The following is a 22648-nucleotide window of genomic DNA, read 5'->3' as shown; positions in this document are numbered from 1 at the left end:
TCATCCCGCGTGCCTCGATCAGTACAGCGCATGATCGGTCCTGTCCTGATCATCGTGGTCTGGCAGCTCGTGGTGAGCACCGGGTTGTTCAACGAGAACACTCTCCCCAGGCCCTTGTCGGTGCTGTCCGCAGCGTGGCGTCTGATTGCGAACGGCGAACTGCAGGAGCATATGTCGATCAGTCTCCTGCGGGTGGGCTACGGCTTGCTGTTCGGCATCGTGCTCGGGCTGGTCCTCGCGTTGATATCCGGATTGTCGCGGGTCGGTGAGAACTTCGTCGACGCCAACATGGAGGTGCTGAGGGCCGTTCCGAACTTCGCGCTCGTTCCTCTCCTCATCGTGTGGTTCGGTATCAGCGAGACCCCGAAGGTACTGCTCATCACCCTTGCGGTTGCTGTCTCGATCTACATCAACACCTTCTCGGCAATTCGCAGCGTCGATGCCGGACTGGTGGAGGCTGCGCGCTCCTTCGGTGTGCAGCGCGCCGAACTGATCCGCCGAGTGATCCTTCCCGGGGCCCTCCCCGGATTCCTCATCGGGCTGCGGTTGGCGCTGACCGGCGCGTGGTTGTCGCTGATCTTCGCCGAAACGATCAACGCGAAACGCGGGCTCGGACGCATGATGAGCGATGCCCGCGAGTACTTCCAGCTCGACGTGGTTTTCGTGCTCATCGCGGTATATGCGATTCTCGGCCTGATTTCGATCTTCATCGTCCGCGCACTCGAAACGCGCCTGCTCACATGGAGGAGGTCGTTCGATGGGAACTGACCTGATCGAACCGACCAGGACGAATCCGGTGGTCGTCGCACGTGGGGTGCGACGTGTATTCGGCGAGCAGGTGGTGCTCGACGGCCTCGACCTCGACATCGCCCCCGGTGAATTCGTTGCGTTGCTCGGTCGGAGCGGATCCGGTAAATCGACCTTCCTGCGGGCACTGGGTGCGCTGGACGCCGATGTGGAGGGGCACCTCCGTGTTCCCGCCCAACAGGCGATCGTCTTTCAGGACCCACGCCTGCTTCCGTGGCAGAAGGTGTTGACCAACGTCAATATCGGCCGCCCCGACAATGCGCAGACCCGCGCGGATGCTCTCGCCGCGCTCGACGAGGTTCAGCTCGCAAGCAAGGCCAGGGCCTGGCCGCACACCCTTTCGGGAGGCGAGGCGCAGCGTGTGGCACTCGCGCGCGCCCTCGTCCGGGAACCCGAACTGCTCCTGCTCGATGAGCCGTTCGGTGCTCTGGACGCGCTCACCCGAATCAAGATGCACGGGCTTCTCCAGCAGCTCGTGGCCAAATACCGCCCTGCCGTGCTTCTGGTCACCCACGACGTCGACGAAGCAATCCTGTTGGCAGATCGCGTGATCGTACTGACCGACGGGGCGATCTCGCTGTCCTCACCCGTCGAGATACCGAAGCCCCGCTCTCGCGATTCCCGGGAATTCAATGAGCTGCGGCGACAGCTGCTCACCGAGCTCGGCGTGGGCGACGAACCGGACGCGCAATGATCCGCAGGCTCCTCGCTCTGGGTGCAGAGCACAACCACCACAGTTCGACGACGAAGGAACAGGCTGTGCCGAATACAGAAGGATCACGGTGGCTTCTGCTGCCCGCATTGGCGATCGCGTTCGCGGTCTCCGGATGTGGGCTGTCCGGGGCCGACGGGCAGGAAGCCCTCGCCGAGGCGACGATCGCCCACAGCAGCGATGACATTCCCGAGGGCACCTCGCTCGTCGTTGCCGAGCAGAATGCGAGCCGGTCTCTGCCGCTGCAGCTTTCAGGTGCCACCGAGGAACTTCCGTACTCACTCGAGTTTGCCGACTTCAGCGGTGGACCCGCGGTCATCGAAGCGCTCCGTTCCGGCGCTGCCGACATCGGAGCGGTCGGCGAGGCTCCTATTCCACTCGCAGTTGCCAGTGGCGTCACCGACATCGTCGCCATCGGCCTCGAAGCGAATCCGGGAAGCAGCGGCGGGTACTTCCTCGCCGCACAGCCCGGAAGTGGAATCGAGACCGTCGCCGACCTGAAGGACAAGAAGGTCGCGTATCCACCGGGGACCGGACGGCACATGATCGTCGCCGGTCTCCTCGCCCAGGCCGGGCTCGATCCGAAGACGGACATCGAGGCCGTCGAGCTCGCCGGCGCCGAGGTCGCGCCGACGTTCGCGTCGGGTGCCGTCGACGCCGCTATCCTCACGGGCGTCCAGTACTACAAGGTGGGTGCGCCGCCGATCATCGGCGACGGAACCGGAATCAACACCGGAATCAACACGCTGATCGTCCGCAGGGAGACGCTCGAGGATCCTGCGAAGTCTGCCGCCATCGGCGATCTCGTCGGGCGTTCCGTCGCAGCGAACAACTGGATCACTTCTCATCCCGACGAATGGGTCGATGCGTACTACGTGGGCACCCAGGGGATGACACCGGAGGACGGGAAGTCGTTGCTCGACCACATCGGTACCGGGAAGTACTACCCGATCGACGAGAAGTCGATCGCGCTGTTCCGGACGGTCGCCGACGGACTGCTCGAGACCGGAACCATGTCCACCGCGGTCGAAATCGAATCCTATGTGGACGACCGCTACAACGACATCGTCGACGCACAGAACAACGCGGATGGATCCGAACCGCAACCGTTGCCGTGACGCTCTGTGACTCCTGAAGCTTCTGAAGTTCCTACAGCCCAGATAATTTCGATGAAGGGAAGTTCACCATGACCCAGGCCGGCACCAGACTCGACATCATTCCCCAGTCCGGATACGCCGGTGCAGAGATTCGGGGTATCGACCTGACGCGCGACCTCACGGACGACGAGATCACCGCCGTCCGTGAGGCCCTGCTGAAGTGGAAGGTGGTGTTCTTCCGAGAGCAGTTCCTCGATCACGACCAGCACCTGCGGTTCGCGTCCTATTTCGGTAATCCGACCCCGGCTCACCCGTTGTTCGATTCGATTCCGGACGAGAACTACCCCACCATCTACCCGATCTTCCGAGATCGGTTCAAGGCTCGGGTCGCGAAGAACAGTGGTTACGACAAGGTGCGCTGGCACGCGGATGTGACCGCCGCGGTCAATCCGCCGTTCGCATCGATTCTGCGTGCCGAGGAACTGCCTCCCTACGGCGGTGACACACAGTGGTCCAACGCCGTCGCGGCGTACGACGGTCTGTCGGCGCCGGTGCAACGATTGGCCGACGAACTACGTGCGGTGCACCAGTTCACGCCGGGTGCCGGGTCGAAGCCCACCGAGGACTACCTCCGCCGTGTCGAGCGCCGTCCGCTGGTGACCGAGCATCCGGTGGTGCGTGTGCATCCGGAGACGGGGGAGAAGGCTCTGTACGTCAACCCCGGTTTCACCCAGTACATCGCCGGTGTCTCCGCGCATGAGAGCCGTCGTCTGCTCGGATTGTTCTACGAAGAGCTCGGCCGCCCCGAATACACCGTGCGCTTCAAGTGGGAGCCGGGCTCGGTTGCATTTTGGGACAACCGTTCCGCTGTGCATCTGGCACCGTCGGATCTCACGACCGAACACGACCGTCGGCTCTACCGCATCACTCTCGAGGGGGATGTGCCCGTCGGTCCCGACGGAACCGAGTCCGTTGCGCTCGAGGGCGACCCTTTCAACGCTGTCTGATCCACTATCTAGGAGTTCGATGTTCGCCCGCACACGGGAGACGGAACCCTCTGCGGGCCTACGTCCATTCTTCACGTCCCTGTTCATACCGTCCGCGATATTCGGTCTGGGTACCGGCGCGGGTGCTCCGATGATGGCCCTCCTCGCCCGAGATCTGGGTGCCTCGGTACCTGTCGCGGGCATGATCGTCGGGATGATCGCACTCGGTGCGGTCCTCGGCGATCTGCCATCGGGATCCATCGTGGCACGATTCGGGGAACAGCAGGCGATCATCGGAGGCACTGTTTTCGGTGCGACGGGTGTGCTCGTCTCGCTGTTGGCTCCGAACCCGGCAATCCTGGCCATCGGTGCAGTACTCACCGGGTTCGCAATGGCGGTGTGGGGCTTGGCCCGACAGAGCTATCTCGCAGGCGCCCTCCCGATACACATGCGTGCCCGCGGTATCTCGGCAAACGCGGCTATGCACCGCGCAGGATTTCTGGTCGGGCCGTTCGTCGGGGCCGTTGCCGTGCATCGATTCGGTATCCAAGGCGGATTGATGGTGGAGTTCGTGGCGATCATCGTCGCGGGCATACTCATCACGAGGTCGACGGTCCCGGAGCCGCAACGGTCCGATAAGGGTGGAGAGGGAGTTCTCGGTGTCGCGCGATCCCACCACGTCGTGCTCCTGACGCTGGGAGCGGGATCGATGCTCGTCGGAGCATCGCGCGCGTCGCGTGAAGCGGTACTGCCGCTATGGGCCGAGCACATCGGCGTTGCGCCTGCCACGGTGGCGCTGGTGTTCGGGATCAGCGGTGCGGTGGACCTGCTGCTTGCCTACCCCGCGGGTGTTCTCATGGACAAATGCGGTCGCCTCGTGACCGCGATACCGGCCTTGTTGCTGTTCGGCACCGCGTTTCTGATACTTCCGCTCATCCACGAATTATGGTGGCTCATCGTGGTCGCGGTAGTCCTCGGCGCCGGCAACGGCATGAGCAACGGGCTTGTGATGACACTCGGCGCCGACGTCTCTCCGCCGGATCGTCGCGCCGAGTTCCTCGCCGCATGGCGTCTGACCCACGACACCGGGTCGCTCACGGGCCCGCTGGTGGTCGGCGCGGTCGCGGCGGTCTCGCTCGCAGCGGGCGCCATGACGATCGATGCGCTCGGTATCGTGGGCGCAGCCGTGATGTGGCGGTACATTCCGCGATACGTGCCCTCCCCGAAGTCTCTTGCCACCAACGCAAAGGCCGAGAGCATGCCCTCGACGCCGTCCAACTTGTCCTGTTGATCGCTGCCGTCTGACTCGTTCGCAGAAATCGACCCGAGCTAGCTCCCACTCACCGTCTCGTCATCGGTTGCGCCGCTACGTGTACGAGTGTCCGGGCCACGGTCCGAGTTCGGACGGGAACGCCGACCCTCGCTGACGAGCCCTGAGTCATAGGCGTGTGTTCCCATTCGTCCAATACGGACTGCGGATGAACTGTGATGCTACGACGATGATCAAAAGAATCATTCCCTACGCCGACGGACACGATCTTGCAGCATCCAGAGCGTTCTACGTCGAGGTCTTCGGGCTGGATGTAGCGATGGACGATCCGGTGCTGGGGTTACAGTCCTCGGACAATCCCAGCGCGCAGGTCTTGATCCCGCCACACGGGATGGAGACCCCAGCGCCGCACTTCGGGATCGATGTCGGGACGCCGGCCGCCGTCGACGCCGCCCACGCCGAAGCGATACGCAGAGGCACGCCTGTGGTCTATCCGCTCACCGACGAACCATGGGGCGTGCGACGGTTCTTCGTGGAGGATCCGAGTGGCACAGTGATCAACGTGCTCGCACACCTGTATTGACCATCCGGATAGGGTGAGGCCATGAGCGACCTTCCCAGCCACTGGATTCCGCACCGTCGTGAGGATGGTGAGGTCATCGGTTGGATCGACATGGAATCTCAGGAACCGAACCTCATTCCCATCGACCGCCTGGGCCGGCCCCTCCCAACGGTCTCCGACTGGAATGCAGCCGAGGAAGTCCTCGAGGACTTGGGCCTGCGCTTCTTGATGAACCGATTCCACTACCGTGGGCACACGGTGCGGATCAGGCACCTCTACGAGGACCGTGTCATCGTCACCACCGCGGTGTCGGACGCGATCGGCGATGTCGGGCAGGAGTTCACGCTCCCTTTCCCCGCAGGACCCGATCTCACCGAAGCTCGAACACACTGACGGACCGGCAAATCACTGGCTAGGCGGCAAACCCAGTGCATCGGCGAGGAGCGGCCACGACTGGTAGAAGGCGTCCTGCCAATATCCCCACGAATGTGTCCCTCTGGGTTGTAGATCGAACGTCGCCGGGATATCGAGTTCGTTCAAACGGGTCTGCAGGTTCGTCGTGCACCAGTGCACCGCAGCCTCGATCACCCCGCCGACCACAACCTGGTTCGCCAACGCCAGCGCCTGATCCTCGACACTTGCGTCCGGTTCCACGACCGTGAACTCATTGCCGAGGGTTTCGTGCGGGCCGGGCAGCCCGGTGGCGTCGGAGATGAACAGCTCGGTTCCGCGTAGACCTTCGGCATTGACCACCGGATCGTTCTCCACCCATGCCGGATCGTCGTCCTCGCCGTACATGTTGCGAACGTCGCCGCCTCCCCAGGTTTCGACGACGAGTTTGACGAATTCCTTGCCGATCGGATCGGAGGTCTGTGCGCAGCCGCTGTAACCGGCCGCTGCGGAATAGAAACCGGGCTTGGCAATTGCGTATTGAAGTACCGCGGTCGCTGTCATCGAGTTCGCTGCGATGGCCTGCACGCCGTTGGTGCCCAGCGCGCCATCGATCAGTGGCGGAAGTTCCTCGAGGAAGAACGTCTGCCATTTGTTGAGACCCAGATTCGGGTCTTCGCGCTTCCAATCGGTGTAATACGAGAACGCGCCGCCGATGGGCATCACCACGTTGACGTCCTGTGTCTTCAGGAAATCGCCGACGTCGGTGTTGGCCCACCACGTTGCGGCATCGGTACCACCTCCGGCGCCGTTGACCAGGTACAACACGGGTCGAGCTGCAGACGCGTCGCGTGGGCGCTGGACTCGGACCGTGATGTCTTCGTCCATCGCTGCGGAGTGGACCTGCAGAGTCAGATACTGCCCGTCGAACTCGCTCGAGACAATTCGGGAACCATTCGGCGACACCGGATCTGCAAGCAAGGATTGAGCCGCGACAATAGGGTCGTTCGGCACTTGATCCTGTGCGAACGAGATGCCGCTACCCGCAGTGGCTGCAATCATCGTCGCGAGAGTTCCTGCGACGACGGTGGTCTTGATTCGCCTTGCAGATACCGACCGCATCCCGGTCCTTTCCGATTGCTTCAGCCGGTGAGCCCGACGCCGACAAGAACGAGTGACGCGACGGACGATACCGCACGCAGAACATTGAATGTGTTCCAGCGGGGATGAAATTCGGAGAATCCGATGCGTTTGGAATCGAGCGAGTTGTTCAGTGGAATGTTGACGACGACTGTAACGACAAGGGAGCCGACGAAGCTGACCGCGGCCGCGGCGAAGAACCACAGCGCTGACGACCCCTCTGCGAAGAGTCCGGATACGAGAGCCAGGATCGGGGCGCCGAAGAACGGGACGAACAGCCACGGGCTGAGGATCTTACGATTCATGCTCCGCATAGCAGTATCGGCTGCGTCGGCGTCGATCGCTTTGAGTCCGGGGATCACCGACATCGAGAACGAGTAGTACAGGCCGGCGAGGGTTCCGTGCAGGACGAGTGTGATGAGACCGAGTATCGACATGCAGCCATGATGCTCTTGTCGACCCGCAGTTCGCCGCATCCACAAAGACATCAGGCACGCCACCGACGCGGCACAGATCCGGGCACCTGTCCGAAATGCCTCCCGCCTGCCGGTGGTTCACCGATGATGATCTCTGACCGGTGCTTGTGCGGCCTGGGACGGAGTGCGTTCGCAGTTGTGACGCGCGATGACTTTCGTGGACTCGAGCAGTCTCACTCTGTGCCATCAACGACGAATAGTGGAGAACCGTATGAGTCAACTGCTGAGAGTCCAGAATTTCACCGTGTCGAGCGACGGCATCGCTGCAGGGGAAAATCAGAGTTTCGAGAGCCCGTTCGGTCTCGACCACGGCGAGCTGCTCGCGTGGGCCGGCGCTACGGCGAGCTGGCCCAATCGCACCGAGCCGGGTGGAAGTCGTGGCCTCGACGACTACTTCGCACGCGACTTCGCGCACAACATCGGCGCCGAGATCATGGGGCGTAACAAGTTCGGTCCGCAACGTGGCCCCTGGGCCGATCACGAGTGGCTCGGATGGTGGGGTGACGAACCGCCGTTCCACACGCCGGTCTTCGTGATGACCCACTACGAACGTCCGTCGTTCACGCTCGGCGACACCACGTTCCATTTCGTCGACGGAGACCCGGCCACGGTCCTCGAACAGGCAAAGAAGGTCGCGGACGGCAAAGACGTCCGACTCGGCGGTGGGGTCACCACCGTCAAGGAATTCCTCGACGCGGATCTCGTCGACACCCTGCATGTGGTGGTGTCGCCCGTGACCTTCGGTAGTGGCCTTCGCCTGTGGGAGTCGCCCGACGAGTTACTCGACCGATTCCATCTCGATGTGGTGCCCAGTCCGAGCGGCGTCACTCACCACTTGTTCTGGAGGAAGTGACGGCGTGGCTTACCGTGAGACTGCCTGCCGCGAGACTGCGCGGTCGGTGAGTCTCCTGCGGATCGCGTAGCCGGCCACGATCAATGCGATGAGCCCCGGTCCGGTGTGGACCGCGAAGACTCCGAGCAGACTCGGTCCACCCCAATCGTCGCGGTAACTCGCCGGATCGCGGTAGTCGATGATGAAGAATTCGGCGACTCCACGGACGATCAGGTACAGGCCGACCATGCAGCCGACGCTGATGGCCAGTCTTGTGAATATCCGCTTCCGATGGTGACTGAAGGCGACGACGATCAGCAGTACGACGAGCGCGACGAGTACTGCGGCCACGGAAATACCCACGAAGTGGGGTGGGTCTGCATCGGCAGCGGTCACGAAGTCCATGATCGGATTTCATCATGGTGGGCGCCGCGGCACATCAGGGAACTCCCGGATCTCTTCGGTCGGGGAAACACGTCACTCGGCGCGCGGCCGCGGAAGGTATCTGTCGATGAACAGCCCCTCGGCCGACACACAGACCTGACCGTCGGCGGTGCTGATCTCTCCGGTTGTGTGGATCTTTCGTCCGTCGCACGACACCTGGCGGGCTCTGACGGTCAAGGGTTCGAACAGGGGTGCCACGCGGTGGTACCGAACGGTGAGTTCTTTCGTCATACCGCGTTGGCCCGCGAAGTCGTTCGCGATTCCGAGGGTGTGGTCGAGGATCAGTGCCGACACGCCGCCGTGTACCTTCGCGGGCGGACCTTGGTAGGGAAGACCGAGAGTGGTGTCACCACTGACAGATCCGTCGTCGTACCCGCGGAGTTGCAGGGGAGGTGCGATGGGATTGTCGATGCCCGTGACCGGGCTGTGCCGGGTCGGGCCATCGACATCCCACATTTCGATCAGTCGGGCGCCGACGTCGGGGGAGTGCTCGTCGAGCGTATCGGCGATCTCGCGCAACGTGTCGCGGATGCGCGCGAGGTGCGGGTTGTCACGTCCGGTGTGCAGCACCGACGCCATGATGCGTCGTGTTGCGTCGACGACTTCCTCGATCACATGACCGGTGGGTGGGGAAGAAATCTCGACGCCTTCGCTGTGAGAATCCACCGGAGTAGAAGAGGTCATGATCTCCCTTGTCCTCGCCCGACCGAACACCGTGCGGGGTCGACGATAGGCCGTGGACGTGGTGGTTCTCGTCGCGTTTCCGCTGATCGGGACCGGGATTGTGTCCCTGTGCCGGTGATCAGTTCGAGTCAGCGGATTCGGTGAGTATCGCGTCCAGATCATTCAGAACCGCAAGTCCGCCGAGCGGGCCGACACCGGTGATCCAGTACGCCATGTCGACGACGTGCATGTTCGGGAAGATTTCCGAATCGGTCACGACCGGGGGAATCGATGTGGGGTCGTCAGGTGTCGCGCTGGTGACCAGCACGACATCGGCACGTGCTTCGGTGGCGTGCTCGTACGACACGTCGACCGAGATCGAGTTCTCCCAATCGCGGGGCGGGATGGTGAATCCCGCGCATTCGAGGGCGCTGCCGGCGAAGGATACGGGGCCGTAGAGCGTGAGCTGTTCGTCGCGGGGCCGGATCAGCTGTGCCGTCTTACCCTCGGTGTTGTGTTCGGTCGCGACCTCGTCGCAGCGATCGGTGTAATTGTCGAGCAATGCCTGCGCATCATCGCTGCGGCCGAGTGCGTCGGCGACGAAGCGGACGTTGTCCTGCCACGGGTCGGATTGCGAGGCCATGAAGATGGTCGGGGCGATGGCGGCGAACTGTTCGTACATCTCGCCGTGCCGGGTCTGGGTACCGATGATCAAGTCGGGGTCGAGTGCGGCGATTTTCTCGAGGTTCGGAGCCGCGACAGTTCCGGCAAGCTCGACCGTCGAGGCCTCATCGCCGAGGTAGGCCGGCACACCGGCCGACTCGCTGAGAACAGCTGCGCCGACAGGGACGACACCGAGCGCGATGGATGTGTCGAGTTGAACGGGTTCGAGGACAACGACGCGCTGGGGATTGCCCGGCACCTCTGTGCTGCCCCGAGCATGCTCGACGACGCGAGACGATGCCGTCTGGTCGGCTGTTTCCTCGGTTCCGCTACTGCACGCGGACAACGCGAGGGCGCCGACGACGGCTCCCGCCACCAAGCGTCCGACTCGTCGTCGTGTGTTCTGCTGCATTTGCGCTCCTCGATGCATGCACCGAACGCGGAGCATGTTCGGGTGCAGCGCGACCGGAATGTACTGCTCAGGTTTGGTGAGCCTAACTTACTTAGCGAAGAGGACCTGTGACACCCCACAGTGAGACCCCGGCTGTCGAGAATCACCAGACGAGCCGACGGTGCGATGCGTGCACGCGACGATCGTCGGAGGCCGGCGAGTCGATGCTGGCACGCGCGGGTCGCGCACGACTATGGGTGTTGATCGAACATGCGGGCCCGTGGCCGAAGTCGGCACCGGGTGAAGTTCTGCCGGACGCACTCGTCCGACGGATCGAATCGGCGGGCGGGCCTGTCCGCCTGGCGCTGATCCGACGCCCACGCGATCGCAACGTGGTGGAGCCGCGGTGGATCCTCGCGTGGTCCGATGGTGTGCGGCAATGGATGCGGGAGGGCACCGTCGCTGGTTATGGGGACCTTGTGGACCTGCCGTTCGAGTCGAGCGCCCGCGGTGAGGAACCGGACGTCGGTGTTGCACGGCACATACCGATTTTCGCAGTGTGCACGCACGGGAAGAAGGATGCCTGCTGCGCCGAACTCGGCCGACCGATCGTGAACGCGGTGGCCGCCGTCGACGGCGCCGACGTGTGGGAGTGCACGCACATCGGGGGAGATCGCTTTGCGGCGAACATGATCGCGCTCCCGGCCGGTCTGTACTTCAGCCGGTTGGGGCCGGAATCCGCGGTGGTCACCGCCCGGGAGGTACTCTCCGGCCGCATGCCACTCGGCCATCTACGTGGCCGTGCAGCCCTATCACCATCGGCGCAGGTCGCCGAGCACACCATTCGCGAAAGAACAGGCCTCGACGCAATCGATGCGATCGAGCAGGTATCTGAAACAACCACACCGGACGGTTCCGTGGCCGTCGACATGCGCATAGCCGGACGGGACTACCGGGTGCTGATCCGGCAGGGTCCACCCGAGCCTACCTTCGGGCACGGGTGCATAGTCGATTCGGCAGTGACCTGGCATCGCTGGATCGTCGACAGCGTTGAAGAGCGGTCTCCCTCGGATAGGTAGCCGACCACTTCCTGCGAACCGGACCGGACACGCAGCGAATCGCGCACCATTGTTCTGTGACCACACCCCACGAGGGCAGTCCCACCCGCGCACCGTTGGTCCTGGCATCGTTGATCCTCGTCGCAGCGGTGGCGAACCTGAATCTCGCCGTCGCGAACGTCGCGCTGCCCGACATCGGGAAGGCGTTCGATGCGACCCAGACGAGCCTGAACCTCATCGCTGTCGGATATTCGCTCGGTCTTGCGGCGTCCGTGCTCTATCTCGGTGCCATCGGCGACCGCTACGGACGCAAGTCCATGTTGATGCTCGGTATGGCACTGTCGGTCCCCGCGTCGCTCGTCGCAGGGTTCGCGCCGAACGAGGAGATCCTGTTCCTGGCGCGTGTGATCGGGGGGATCTCTGCCGGTCTGGCCTACCCGACGACGTTGGCGCTGATCACGGCGTTGTGGTCGGGTGCCGCGCGCACCCGTGCGATTGCGCTGTGGTCGTCGATCGGCGGCGGACTCACTGCCCTCGGACCGCTCGTCGCAGGCTCGCTGCTGGAAGGATTCTTCTGGGGGTCCGTCTTCCTCGTGACGATTCCGTTGGCGCTTCTGGCGCTCGGCCTGACGGTGGTGTTCGTGCCGAGTCACGTCAACGAATCGACCGATCCCGTCGATCATCTCGGCGGCATCGTGTCGGTGGTGCTGGTCGGGTCGCTCGTCGTCGGAATCAACTTCGCGCCGGTCGACGGAATGATGACCGTCGCGGTGTCCGCGTTGGTGATTGCCGTCGCGGCGTGTGTCCTGTTCGTGCTTCGGCAGCTACGCGCGCGGAATCCGCTGTTCGACCTGCGGGTGGCGCGTCGCCGGATCTTCTGGGTCGCGGCGGTCGCCGGCATCGTCGTGTTCGGCACGCTCATGGGAACGATGTACATCAGCCAGCAGTACCTGCAGAACGTGCTCGGCTACTCGACCCTGGCGGCAGGCTCGGCGGCGCTGCCTGCCGCAGTGGTGATGGTGTTGGTGGCGCCGCAGTCGGCGAAACTCGTGGAGTCGCACGGGGCGCGGTTCACATTGCTGTCGGGGTACGTCGCGATCGTGTTGGGGCTCGTGGTCGCACTGACGATGTGGGACGACGACGCCCACTATTGGGCGGTCGCGCTGGGCTTCATGTTCCTCGGCGCCGGTGTCGGTTTGGCAGGCACGCCGGCATCTCATTCGCTGACGGGTTCGGTGCCGGTATCGCGGGCGGGAATGGCGTCGGGCACCGCCGATCTGCAGCGTGACCTCGGCGGCGCGATCGTGCAGTCGATTCTCGGAGCGCTGCTCACGGCGGGGTACACGGCGTCGTTCGCAACCACCATCGCCGCGAATCCGCAGGCGTCGTCGGTCAGCGAGCAGACTCAGGCAGCATTGGAGAAGTCGTTCGCGGGTGCGGCGAACATCGCGGAGCAGTATCCGCAGTATGCGCCGCAGATCATTGCGGCAGCCCGGGAGGCGTTCCTCGACGGAGACACGCGCGCGTATGCAGCAGCGATCGCGATCGTCTTGATCGGTGCGGCTCTGGTGTTCTTCGTCTTTCCGAAGCGCGAGGCGGAGCGCGAGTTGTTGGCCCGCTATGCCGCCGAGGACTCGAAGTAGGGTGCCGTCGCGCAGTGACGAGAGTGGCATGTGTGAATTCGCCGTCCAATGGGTACTCGGCATCAATGCTGTTGAGGTCCGGTACGGGTTGCCCGATGCCGGACATCGACTGCATCCACATAGGAGAAGGGATTTGTAACGATGCTCGGACTGGGAATCCTCGGCTGGATCATCATAGGCGGTCTGGCCGGTTGGATCGGCAGCAAGATCATGGGGACCGACGCGCAGCAAGGCATCCTTCTCAACATCGTCGTGGGCATCGTCGGTGGGTTGCTCGGCGGATTCTTGTTGGGGCTGTTCGGAGTCGATGTCCAGGGCGGCGGCATGATCTTCAGCTTCCTGACGTGCCTGCTCGGTGCGGTGATCCTGTTGTTCGTTGTCAAGGCTGTCACCGGGCGTGGTGCTCGTCGTTGACAGTGAATACACACTGATCCGCCGCTGATGCGGTGTTCGAAATCGGAATTGCCGCGGCCGGCTAGAAGTCGGCCGCGGCAATCTTGTCTGTGTTCAGCGTAGGGGTGTGACCGGGGTTATCCTCGCGGGCATGGCAGGAACCGACGTCGACGAGATATGCCAAGCCGTGATGGCGATCGCGGACGAGTCACTGGATCACATGCGGAAGATCCTGTCTCGGATGAGCTATCAGCAGGCGAACACCGTTCCGGCGTTACCCGGTGCCAACAGCCCTTACGCGATTGTCACCCACTGTGTCGGTATGACCGACTACTGGGGCGGATCACTGATCGCCGGCCTGCGCATCCCACGCGATCGAGACGCCGAGTTCGAGGCGCACGGCGACCCGCGAGACCTGTGTGATGAGGTCGAGCGGCTGCGTCGACGATTCCCCGGCTGGGTGAGAATCGCATTGACCGAAGGCATCCGTGATCGCACCGCCGTAGGCACTACGCGAAGCAATACACAGACTGCCAGTCCGACGTGGGTTCTACTGCATATCGTGCGTGAACTGTCGCAGCACCTCGGGCAACTCGAGATCACTCGCGATCTGCTGGCCGCGAACGATCATTGACGATCTGCAGTCACTCGCTGTCGGCGTCGTATGTCTCGCGATGGGCGTGCACCTCGTCCATGTTCGCTTCGGCCCAATCCTTGATGCCACGGATCACCTGGTGCAGCGACAATCCGAGATCGGTCAGCTCGTAGCTGACGGTGATCGGCACGGTCGGCGTCACGGTGCGGGTGAGCATGCCGTCGCGTTCGAGGGAACGTAACGTCTGGGTGAGCATCTTCTGGCTGACTCCGGCCAGCCTGCGCGACAACTCGGAATACCGCATCGCGCGCGGATCACCAGCACATCTGCCAGGCCCCTGCGGGCCGTCGCTGCCGAGCGCGGCCATGATCAGCGCGACCCACTTGTTGGAGATCCGGTCGAGCAATTGGCGGCTGGGGCATTGCGCGAGGAATGCGTCGTACTCCTGGTGTTCCTGTGCTCGCTTCTGTGCTGCGGTCATCGTCGGCATCGAACGCTCTTTTCTTCCGAGGAGAGTTACGCACTTCGAAGTGCGTACTTCCCGTTGGAGAGTTACCCCTCAATAGTGAAGTGGTATCGCATTGAAACGCAAGACTCGAGGAGAGAATCATGGGGACATCCACTTTTCGCTCGGCAGTCGTTCGCACCCCGAACGGACCCGACTCGATCGAGATCGTCGACGTTCCCGTCGTCGAACCCGGTCCCGGTGAAATCCGTGTTCGGATCGCTGCCGCAACGATCAATCCCGTCGATCTCGCGGTCGCGAGCGGCTTCTTCCACACTGCGGGCCTGATCGACCAGCCCGAACGCACCGGTCTGGGTATGGATTTCGCCGGAACCGTCCTCGCAGCCGGGCCGGGGGCGGACCTGGCAGTCGGCGCCCGTGTCGCGGGAGCCGTCATCGGATTCGACCGCGACTTCGGCACCTACGCCGAGCAACTCGTCGTCGCCGCCGCTGACGTTGCCGTCGTGCCCGACGATCTCGAACTGGTCGACGCAGCGACGGTGCCGATCAACGGTCTCGCCGCGGCCCAGATCGTCGACCTGCTCGGTGACGCACCCGCGAGCGCCGACCGGTTGCTCGTCACCGGAGCAGCGGGCGCCGTCGGGGGATACCTGCTGTCGCTCGCACGTGACCGCGGCTGGCAGGTGACCGGTCTCGCCAGAGCCGAGGACGAAGAGTTCGTGCGCGGCCTCGGAGCCGACTTCACCACGCACGCCGAGTCGGGTTGGGACGCCGTCGCCGACGCTGCAGCCCTACAGGAGCAGGCGATACCCCTGATCCGCGACGGTGGGGCGTTCGTCGGTGTCCGGCCGAACGGCGAACCGCCCACGGAGCGCGGCATCACCACGACCGCGGTGGACACGACACCGAACGGGCCTCGACTGGCCGAACTACTCGCCCGCACCGCTTCGGGAGAACTACCGGCCCGCGTGCACGCGGTAGTGCCGTTGGAGCAGACCGCAGACGCACACCGAGCCGTTGCGAAGGGCGGGGTGCGCGGCCGCTACGTCATCGAGCCCTAGATTTCGCCACTGGTGTCACGTTTCGGCGATGGCCGGTGTCTTCATGTCGAAGCCACTTCGATCGGAGGAATGATGACCACCAGGATCGCGCCGGCGGAAATGACCGGACTCTACGGCGGCCTCGTCAAACGCATGTCGCGACGAATGGTCGGCAACGTGCCGGACGGCATAGCCGTGTTGTGGCACAACAAGAAGGTGATGAACTTCAGCCTCGGTGTCGGGCGCAAGGTGAAGAAATGGGATCGATGCGACGAGAATCTGAAGGCGTTCGCCAACATGGCCGTGGCGGCGTTCGTCGGATGTGAATTCTGCCTCGATTACGGATATTTCGAGGCACACAACAAGGGTCTCGATGTGAGGAAGGCGCGTGAGGTCCCGCGGTGGCGTGAATCCGATGCGTTCACATCGCTCGAACGCGACGTCATGGAGTACGCCGAGGCGATGAGCTCCACTCCTCCGACCGTCACCGACGAGTTGTCGGCCCGGCTGCTCGACGCACTCGGCCCGGCCGCGCTGGTCGAGCTGACGGCACACATCGCGTTCTCGAACTTCGCTACCCGCTCCAACATCGCACTCGGAGTGAGATCGGAGGAGTATGCGGCGAGCTGCAATCTCGCCCCGCTCGCCGTAGCGTCGAAGTCATGACCGACGATCCGTTCGTCACCCATCGCAGCCTGCTGTTCACGGTCGCGTACGAGATGCTCGGCTCCGCCGCCGACGCCGAGGACGTCGTCCAGGAGGCATGGCTGCGGTGGGACGCGGCGGACCGTGCCGAGGTGCGCGACGCCCGTGCCTATCTCGTTCGGATCGTGACGCGGTTGTCGCTCAATCAGATCCGGGCGTCGGCGCGACGACGCGAAGAGTACGTCGGGGAATGGTTGCCGGAGCCCTTGCTCACGGGTCCCGATATCGCCGACGACGTCGAACTTGCCGAGAGCGTCTCGATCGCGATGCTGACCGTGCTCGAGACACTCACGCCGGCCGAACGCGCGGTGTTCGTGTTGCGGGAGGTGTTCGAAACGCCGTACGAGGAGATCGCCGCGGCGGTGGAGAAGACTCCGGAATCGGTCCGGCAAATCGCTCACCGTGCCCGCAGACATGTCGCCGCGCGACGACCACGGATGGATGTCGATCCCGTCGAGCAATCCGCGGTGGTCGACAAGTTCCTGGCAGCGGTCACCACCGGTGATCTGCAGGCCTTGCTGGACGTCCTCGCCCCCGATGTGGTGGCGGTCGCCGACGGCGGTGGGCTGGCGCCTGCGTCGAGGAAGCCGATCGTCGGAGCCGACCGGTTGGCGTCGCTGCTGGTCCGGTACGTGAACGTTCGAGGATTTACGGTGACGACGGCCCGGATCAACGGGATGCCGGGTGCACGACTCTTCGCCGATGGCCGCACCGTGGCGGTGAGCATCGTGGTGGAGGGCGGCAGGATCACGCACCTCTACGGGATTGCCAATCCCCACAAGCTGGGACGGATGGACGAGACTGTCGACCTGCAGCGCTGAAGCCCTCCCAGGAACGGTAGGCACGACGCGGAGATAGACTGCGCGGTATGTTCTTCGGCACCCGCAACGGCGTAGAGGTCCTCCTCTTCGTCCTGACGTGGGCGGTCGCAGTCTTCTTCACCGTCGGCCTCGCATCGTCCGGCGACACGTCGGCGCTGTTGGCGGGGCTTCTCATAACCGTCGTGGCGGTCGCTGCGCTCGTGCTCGTGTGGCGGTCCGACGACCTGCTGTTCGCCCTCGGCCGCACCACCCGCGGGCCGACGGAGGAAGAGCATCGCCGGCACGGCGAACTTCGACGTCAGTCACACCCGGACACCGCCGGTAAACCACGACCTCGAGCTCCCGGCCCCCACGCGGGGACCGGATCGACTGCTGCGCTCTGACCGATCGGTCCCCGCTTCCTCGCACTCATCGTCAGTCACGAGGAATTCGGGAGATCCCCATGTCGTCACACAACCATGTCGTGTCCGTGCGCGACGCCGAACGCCACTTCGGTGGTCTACGCGTCTTCACCGAACTGAGTTTCGACGTCGCAGCGGGGCAATGCTGCGCGATTGTCGGCGCCAACGGTGCGGGCAAATCCACACTGCTGCGATGCATGGTCGGTGCCGAGCGGCTCGATCACGGCAGCATCACCGTCGACGGCGACCCTGTCGACGAGTCCTCTCCGGGTTTTCGGGCTGCGGTAGCCGCGGTCATAGGCGATGTCGCGGTGTTTGCGCATCTCACTGCGCACGAACATCTGCAGCTTGTCGCCACTGCCCACGGTGTACCGGATCCGTACGGTCAGGCCTCGCGGGTGCTCGAGGATGTCGGTCTCCTCGACGCGGCCGACCAATTGCCTGTGACGATGTCGAGTGGGCAACGACGCCGACTCGGCCTGGCATCGGCATTCGTTCGGCCGCGTCGACTATTGGTGCTCGATGAGCCCGAACAGCACCTCGACGTCAGTGGACGGACCTGGCTGTCCGATGCGATTCGCGACGAGACTCGCGCGGGCACCACGGTGCTGCTGGCATCCCACGATGCTGCGCTGGTGGATTCCGTCGCAGACCTGACCGTGGACGCAGACTCATGGCGCTGACGGACATACCGGGGGCCATCCCGTCGGTGCGCGTTGTGCACTCCGTGCGGCGCGGGTTCGAGCGCACACACACCCCGCAAACCCACCGTGAAGGCCTGATCGTTGTGTCGGTTCTGGGGTTGTACGTGTGCGGCGGCCTCGTGTGGTGGCTGGCCACGCGCCCCCCGACCGCCCTCGCCGAGTCGATTCTGTTTGCAGGACAAGAAGGCTGGAATCCGACGTGGGGCTGGGCGGTCTTCGCGATTCTCATTTCGCTGTCCACAGTCGCGACTCGTTCGCTCGGACCCGTCACCACCGTGAGCAATACGGCGTGGTGGGTGCTGTCCACACCGGTCGATCGTGGTGCTCTACTGCGGGCCCGTCTGCTCGCAGCGCTGAGCATCGGCGCGCTGGTCGGTGCAATTGAGGGGCGACTCGCTGCGTTCATCGGTGCGCTCGAAGGCTGGGTCCCGTTCACGGTATTCGGAATGTGTATCGGCATCGGTGTGGTCGCCTTCGCGATACTCGTTCAATGCAGGGTGCTGCCGGTATGGACGCTTCGAGCCATGGCCGGGGTGTTCGCGGTGCTCGGAGGTGCGACGTCGGCACTCGCTATCACGGGTGTGTCCGTACCGATGACGGTGGCGTGGGCTCCGGTTGTCGTTGTCGGAGTAGCGGTTGTCTCGGCCGGCGCAGCGGCGGTGAGCTTGTGTGGACGCATCGGTCTCGCCGACATGACGGTGGGATCCGATATGACCGTCGCAGTGAGTGCATCGATCACGACACTGGATCTGTCGGTGCTGACCGGGGCTGCTGAGCAGAGGGCGTGGCGGAAGGTGGCTCGCCGTCCCTCGCGTGCATTACCGACGAGCCGTACGCGGGCATTGATCTGTAGTGATGCACTTCGGCTTCGTCGCCGTCCGTCGTCGTTTCTCTACGTTGCAGGTGCGGTGTTCGTGGGCTCGGTTCTGGCTGCGGTACTGTCGCCGCCTGCTGCCGTCATTGCTCATCTCGCACTCGTGTTCGCTGTGGCAGTGGCGTTCAGCGGTGGACTGCGGGACCTGTCTGCCAACAGCGGGTTACGTGCGACGCTGGGTGCTCACGATCGGGCATTGCGCGTGCCCCTGATGGCTGTGCCGGCCGGTGTTGCCGCTGCAACGACCATTCTCACTGCGCCGCTGGTGGCAGCAGATCTCCTGGTCATGACCATCGTCCTGATGGGGGCGTGCGCCGCTGCCTATCGGGTTCGTACGCATCCCTACACCGACTACGACGGTCTGGTCCTCGACACCGCTGTGGGACAGATTCCTGTCGACCTGATCCGGCAACGGATGCGTGGGCCCGACGTACTTGCCGTCACCGCACTACTTCTCCTACTGGTGAGCTGAACGAGGCCGCCCGCGGACGCGGGCGGCCTCATTATCGGTCCCGATCAGGGTCGGGACACAACGTCGATGGTGCCCTGGCAGACCGCGTTCTGGGTGTTGATGAACCACCACCCCCCACCGGTCTGCACGGTCACGGTGAAGTCGACCGTTCCCGTCCCGGGGAAGGTGCGATTGATCGGGATGCCGGGGTTCTGATTCCACGCTGCCTGATCGCTGACACTGCGTCCGGACTCGCCGCTCGTCGTGTTGGTCCAGTCGACCAGCACCTGCGTCCCATACCAGTTCGGTCCGATGCTCGGGATGAGGCCACCCGGGGGGTAAGGCAGATCGTTTCCGCCGCTGAGCAGGAGTGATGGTTCCAGCACGTCACCACCCGGGGGAATCGATTCGCCGGACCCTGCGCGAACGTTCCATGTGAACGGCGGTGCCCAAGGGAGGGGATTCGCGCTCGTGCACGTCATATCCGTGGAAGTCGGTGCAGCAGTCGCTACACCACTTCCAGCAGCGACCATCGCCGCACCCATTCCGATTGCGGCGAGTGCAGAAGTCCCCCTGCGGCGCATCGTTCGTCTACTCATGAACACTCCTCAGATTCGGTGATACCTCGATACCTGTGCGTTCGGTCTATCGGAGTCAGGTTACGATTTGTCACACATCTCCGGACGAATGTGTATATGTCACAACCGACATTGATTCGGCCAGAAACGATATGCCAACAAACGCAAGGACATTCGCATGGACCTGCTTCGTGACTTTGTCGTACTTCTCCATATTGTCGGATTTGCGGCCACATTCGGTGCGTGGGTAAGCGAGTCGGCGGCTCGCCGGTTCCGCATGACGCGCGTGATGGATTACGGATTGCTGCTGTCGCTCGTCACCGGACTCGCGCTGGCAGCGCCGTGGCCTGCGGGAATCGAACTCGACTACACGAAGCTCGGCGTCAAACTCGTGGTCCTCGTGATACTCGGGGGTGTGATCGGGATGGGGAGTGCACGGCAACGGCGATCGGGTGAGCCGGCGCCGCGTCCACTGTTCTACGCGGTCGGCGCGCTGTCGATACTGAATGCGGGCATCGCCGTCATCTGGTGATCCCCACGTGGGATTCGCTCCACCGCCACACCACCGCGGGACGACCCGTGGACTGCACCCGCACCCGCTCGTCCGTACGTTCCAGCCCGTCGAGGGATTTGAGCGTCCGGTTGAGGTTCCCGGCGTCCGGCCGTACCCCGGTCAGCGACGTGGTGACCTCGATCGCGTAGGTCGCCGGGAACTCCTGTCCGAGAAGGCCGCGGGTGAAGGAAATATCCTTCCACAGCAGCGTGTTTCCGGCGATCGTGCGACCGTCGGTGACGATTCGGTTGTGGTCGAACGCGAGTTCGGCGGGGTGATCGAAGTCCTGCCACTGCGCGTCGATCGTGTCGTCGACGGGGACGTACTCGGTGTTGTCGACGACCGCCCACATCGCCACCGACAGGGTCGGGCCGCGCGGGTCGCGACTGGGTTCGTCGAACACGGTGAGCTGACCGACCGAGGCGATCGAGGCGGGAGGTACACCGAGTTTGGTGGTGACGGCACGCCGTGCGGCATCCGCGAGGCGCTCACCGGCGGTGAGGAGGACGCCGGGCAGCGCGAGCTGCCCGGCGTAGGGCTCCCACCGTCGCGGAGCCACACCGAACCGCAACCTGCCCGCCTCAGGGTTGCCGAAGCGGAGCGCGAGTACGTCGACGGAGACAGCTGACTGATCCTGCATACTGCGATCATGCGACAACCGGCGCGACGACGCGTCGGTCGGCCCGGCCGGGACCGTCTGCGGTGACGACCACGGGCGCACCCGTGACCGCTTCGAGGCGTCCCAGCAGATCGTCCGGGCGCTGTTCGAACTCGACATCGACCAGACCGAGGATGTCGGTCAAGAATTGTTGATGGTCGAGGTCACGCCACGCGCCGACCGGCAGGTGCTCTCCGAGTCCGGTATATCGCCGCCCCATCCGGACAGGTACACCCGCGGCGGTTGCGCGGTCGATAGCGTCGAGGTGGGTCACCGCGAGACCGTCGAGCCGGCCACATACCTCTGCCGCATAGCGCAGCAGGACCTCGTCGAGATGCCCAATCCGGAACGCGCCCTGGTACCGACCGGTGCCGTTGTGCGGTTCCGGGAGGGCCCCGGCGAGCGCAGGGTCCTCGGTCGGGTGCGGTCCCGCACCGTGCCGGGTCGTGTACGTGCGTGTAACCCCGAGCACCGCGCTGTCTCGGCCCAGTTCGGCGAGCATCCGGTGCGCGTTCGACGGTTCGACGGTCGACCACGTGGTGTGTGGATGGAAGCCGCGCCACTCGTCGAGCAGCACACCCTGCGCACCTTCGAACACGAGCCGGCCCTGCTGTGCGAGCGGTGCCAACACATCATCGGTGACGTGCACGGCCGCAGCGAACTTGCTGTACATCGTGACCATCGCGTCGATACCGGGGATGCGATGACCTCTCGTCAGTGGACGGTAGTGGCCTTCCAGGGTGTGCAGCTTCGCACGCAGGATCGCCGGAGATCTGCAATCGCCGACCGTGGGGGCGTCGGGGTGGTCGAGTGCATACGAAGCCGTTTCACCGACGCCCTTGCCGCACGAGCCGTGTCGCCCCGCACCCCGTGCCTCCTCACGCGCTCGGTTCGCGGCGACATGGATCGGCGTGGTCAGCAGTGCCCTTGCGTCGATGTGCACGAGCCGAAGCGGATCTGCCACACCGCGAGCGGCCAACGCTCGTGCCTCGGTGGCGAGCGCGATCGGTTCGACGAGCATATGGCGTGAGAGCACCGTCGGTTTACCGGAGAAGGTTCCCGAGCCGAACTGCGAAAACGTGTGGTGCCGCGAGCCGACCACGACGTTGTGTGCCGCCTGTGCCCCACCGTTGAACCGGACCACCGCGGCGACATCGAGGTCTGCGTCGGGGGAGCACAGCCAGTCCACGGTGGCGCCTTTGCCTGCATCACCGAAACCGAGGTCGACGACGATGATGTCGCGGTCGTCGTGGGTTGTGAACACGGATGATCCCT

Annotated in this window: 28 protein-coding genes; 19 read left to right on the top strand and 9 right to left on the bottom strand. The window is 64.1% G+C overall.

Going from position 1 to position 22648, the window contains the following annotated elements:
* Nucleotides 1-30 precede the first annotated feature (30 nt).
* The 7 genes from ACZ46K_RS04320 to ACZ46K_RS04290 all read left to right on the top strand — a co-directional run bounded on the left by ACZ46K_RS04320 (nt 31) and on the right by ACZ46K_RS04290 (nt 5827).
* Nucleotides 31-768 (top strand): ABC transporter permease, encoded by a 738-nt coding sequence (locus ACZ46K_RS04320; RefSeq protein WP_464746861.1) that lies wholly within the window; start codon nt 31-33, stop codon nt 766-768.
* A complete protein-coding gene (locus tag ACZ46K_RS04315; RefSeq protein WP_054809866.1) occupies nt 758-1501 on the top strand; it encodes an ABC transporter ATP-binding protein in 744 nt (247 codons plus the stop codon). Before ACZ46K_RS04320 ends, ACZ46K_RS04315 begins: the two co-directional genes overlap by 11 nt.
* Nucleotides 1502-1566: 65 nt before the next feature.
* Entirely contained in the window at nt 1567-2637 is a 1071-nt protein-coding gene (locus tag ACZ46K_RS04310) for a PhnD/SsuA/transferrin family substrate-binding protein (RefSeq protein WP_464746859.1), read from the top strand.
* 68 nt (nt 2638-2705) lie between these two features.
* Complete coding sequence (locus tag ACZ46K_RS04305; protein ID WP_054809865.1) at nt 2706-3623, top strand: TauD/TfdA dioxygenase family protein; 918 nt, start codon at nt 2706-2708, stop codon at nt 3621-3623.
* A gap of 19 nt (nt 3624-3642) precedes the next feature.
* Nucleotides 3643-4893 (top strand): MFS transporter, encoded by a 1251-nt coding sequence (locus tag ACZ46K_RS04300; RefSeq protein ID WP_464746857.1) that lies wholly within the window; start codon nt 3643-3645, stop codon nt 4891-4893.
* A 208-nt stretch (nt 4894-5101) separates the two neighbouring features.
* Nucleotides 5102-5455, top strand: a complete 354-nt coding sequence (locus ACZ46K_RS04295) for a VOC family protein (protein WP_054809870.1) — start codon at nt 5102-5104, stop codon at nt 5453-5455.
* 21 nt (nt 5456-5476) lie between these two features.
* The gene (locus ACZ46K_RS04290; RefSeq protein WP_054805680.1) at nt 5477-5827 is read left to right on the top strand and encodes a hypothetical protein; all 351 of its coding nucleotides are present in this window, start codon (nt 5477-5479) and stop codon (nt 5825-5827) included.
* A 12-nt stretch (nt 5828-5839) separates the two neighbouring features.
* Here ACZ46K_RS04290 and ACZ46K_RS04285 read toward each other — a convergent pair whose 3' ends face one another.
* A complete protein-coding gene (locus ACZ46K_RS04285; protein WP_464746855.1) occupies nt 5840-6946 on the bottom strand; it encodes an alpha/beta hydrolase in 1107 nt (368 codons plus the stop codon).
* 20 nt (nt 6947-6966) lie between these two features.
* Nucleotides 6967-7401: an anthrone oxygenase family protein gene (locus ACZ46K_RS04280; RefSeq protein WP_054805681.1), complete on the bottom strand. Its 435-nt coding sequence runs from the start codon at nt 7399-7401 to the stop codon at nt 6967-6969.
* Nucleotides 7402-7651: 250 nt separating this feature from the next.
* Here ACZ46K_RS04280 and ACZ46K_RS04275 point away from each other — a divergent pair, with 250 nt between their 5' ends.
* Complete coding sequence (locus tag ACZ46K_RS04275; RefSeq protein ID WP_054809869.1) at nt 7652-8293, top strand: dihydrofolate reductase family protein; 642 nt, start codon at nt 7652-7654, stop codon at nt 8291-8293.
* Nucleotides 8294-8302: 9 nt separating this feature from the next.
* On the opposite strand, the gene ACZ46K_RS04270 is transcribed toward ACZ46K_RS04275, so the two are convergent.
* The 3 genes from ACZ46K_RS04270 to ACZ46K_RS04260 form a co-directional block, all read right to left on the bottom strand.
* The gene (locus tag ACZ46K_RS04270; RefSeq protein WP_464746853.1) at nt 8303-8668 is read right to left on the bottom strand and encodes a hypothetical protein; all 366 of its coding nucleotides are present in this window, start codon (nt 8666-8668) and stop codon (nt 8303-8305) included.
* A gap of 81 nt (nt 8669-8749) precedes the next feature.
* A complete protein-coding gene (locus ACZ46K_RS04265; RefSeq protein ID WP_464746851.1) occupies nt 8750-9400 on the bottom strand; it encodes a PaaI family thioesterase in 651 nt (216 codons plus the stop codon).
* A 118-nt stretch (nt 9401-9518) separates the two neighbouring features.
* Nucleotides 9519-10454, bottom strand: a complete 936-nt coding sequence (locus tag ACZ46K_RS04260; protein WP_464746850.1) for an ABC transporter substrate-binding protein — start codon at nt 10452-10454, stop codon at nt 9519-9521.
* A gap of 107 nt (nt 10455-10561) precedes the next feature.
* Here ACZ46K_RS04260 and ACZ46K_RS04255 point away from each other — a divergent pair, with 107 nt between their 5' ends.
* From ACZ46K_RS04255 to ACZ46K_RS04240, 4 genes are all read left to right on the top strand, one after another.
* Nucleotides 10562-11512: a sucrase ferredoxin gene (locus tag ACZ46K_RS04255; protein WP_464746848.1), complete on the top strand. Its 951-nt coding sequence runs from the start codon at nt 10562-10564 to the stop codon at nt 11510-11512.
* Between the two features lie 56 nt (nt 11513-11568).
* Nucleotides 11569-13134: an MFS transporter gene (locus ACZ46K_RS04250; RefSeq protein ID WP_464746847.1), complete on the top strand. Its 1566-nt coding sequence runs from the start codon at nt 11569-11571 to the stop codon at nt 13132-13134.
* Between the two features lie 141 nt (nt 13135-13275).
* A complete protein-coding gene (locus ACZ46K_RS04245) occupies nt 13276-13548 on the top strand; it encodes a GlsB/YeaQ/YmgE family stress response membrane protein (RefSeq protein ID WP_054805683.1) in 273 nt (90 codons plus the stop codon).
* A 130-nt stretch (nt 13549-13678) separates the two neighbouring features.
* Nucleotides 13679-14161 carry a DinB family protein gene (locus ACZ46K_RS04240; protein WP_464746845.1) on the top strand — a complete coding sequence of 161 codons (483 nt, stop codon included), beginning with the start codon at nt 13679-13681 and terminating at the stop codon, nt 14159-14161.
* Between the two features lie 10 nt (nt 14162-14171).
* On the opposite strand, the gene ACZ46K_RS04235 is transcribed toward ACZ46K_RS04240, so the two are convergent.
* Nucleotides 14172-14612, bottom strand: coding sequence for a winged helix-turn-helix transcriptional regulator (locus ACZ46K_RS04235; protein WP_054805684.1), 441 nt, complete (start codon nt 14610-14612; stop codon nt 14172-14174).
* A gap of 119 nt (nt 14613-14731) precedes the next feature.
* On the opposite strand from ACZ46K_RS04235, the gene ACZ46K_RS04230 reads away from it, so the two are divergent.
* The 6 genes from ACZ46K_RS04230 (at nt 14732) to ACZ46K_RS04205 (ending at nt 19605) form a co-directional block, all read left to right on the top strand.
* Nucleotides 14732-15649, top strand: a complete 918-nt coding sequence (locus ACZ46K_RS04230) for an NADP-dependent oxidoreductase (protein WP_054805685.1) — start codon at nt 14732-14734, stop codon at nt 15647-15649.
* 72 nt (nt 15650-15721) lie between these two features.
* Nucleotides 15722-16294 carry a carboxymuconolactone decarboxylase family protein gene (locus ACZ46K_RS04225; RefSeq protein WP_054805693.1) on the top strand — a complete coding sequence of 191 codons (573 nt, stop codon included), beginning with the start codon at nt 15722-15724 and terminating at the stop codon, nt 16292-16294.
* Complete coding sequence (locus tag ACZ46K_RS04220; RefSeq protein WP_464746843.1) at nt 16291-17154, top strand: RNA polymerase sigma-70 factor; 864 nt, start codon at nt 16291-16293, stop codon at nt 17152-17154. The genes ACZ46K_RS04225 and ACZ46K_RS04220 overlap by 4 nt, the downstream gene beginning before the upstream one ends.
* A 47-nt stretch (nt 17155-17201) precedes the next feature.
* Nucleotides 17202-17537, top strand: coding sequence for a DUF6412 domain-containing protein (locus ACZ46K_RS04215; RefSeq protein ID WP_054805686.1), 336 nt, complete (start codon nt 17202-17204; stop codon nt 17535-17537).
* 59 nt (nt 17538-17596) lie between these two features.
* A complete protein-coding gene (locus tag ACZ46K_RS04210; protein ID WP_054810584.1) occupies nt 17597-18238 on the top strand; it encodes an ABC transporter ATP-binding protein in 642 nt (213 codons plus the stop codon).
* On the top strand, nt 18229-19605 hold the full coding sequence (locus tag ACZ46K_RS04205; RefSeq protein WP_464746841.1) for a DUF6297 family protein: 1377 nt from the start codon (nt 18229-18231) through the stop codon (nt 19603-19605). The genes ACZ46K_RS04210 and ACZ46K_RS04205 overlap by 10 nt, the downstream gene beginning before the upstream one ends.
* 44 nt (nt 19606-19649) lie before the next feature.
* Here ACZ46K_RS04205 and ACZ46K_RS04200 read toward each other — a convergent pair whose 3' ends face one another.
* Complete coding sequence (locus tag ACZ46K_RS04200) at nt 19650-20183, bottom strand: hypothetical protein (protein WP_464746839.1); 534 nt, start codon at nt 20181-20183, stop codon at nt 19650-19652.
* A 157-nt stretch (nt 20184-20340) separates the two neighbouring features.
* Between ACZ46K_RS04200 and ACZ46K_RS04195 the strand changes: the two genes are divergently transcribed.
* The gene (locus ACZ46K_RS04195) at nt 20341-20694 is read left to right on the top strand and encodes a hypothetical protein (protein ID WP_054810581.1); all 354 of its coding nucleotides are present in this window, start codon (nt 20341-20343) and stop codon (nt 20692-20694) included.
* On the opposite strand, the gene ACZ46K_RS04190 is transcribed toward ACZ46K_RS04195, so the two are convergent.
* Nucleotides 20684-21355: an NUDIX domain-containing protein gene (locus ACZ46K_RS04190; protein WP_464746837.1), complete on the bottom strand. Its 672-nt coding sequence runs from the start codon at nt 21353-21355 to the stop codon at nt 20684-20686. The two genes, ACZ46K_RS04195 and ACZ46K_RS04190, sit on opposite strands and share 11 nt — an antisense overlap.
* Before the next feature lie 7 nt (nt 21356-21362).
* Nucleotides 21363-22637: an adenylosuccinate synthetase gene (locus tag ACZ46K_RS04185; RefSeq protein ID WP_464746835.1), complete on the bottom strand. Its 1275-nt coding sequence runs from the start codon at nt 22635-22637 to the stop codon at nt 21363-21365.
* Nucleotides 22638-22648 lie beyond the last annotated feature (11 nt).

The sequence above is a fragment of the Rhodococcus sp. JCM 9793 genome (genome assembly GCF_055380405.1).
This window is presented reverse-complemented; position numbering and strand designations above follow the sequence as displayed.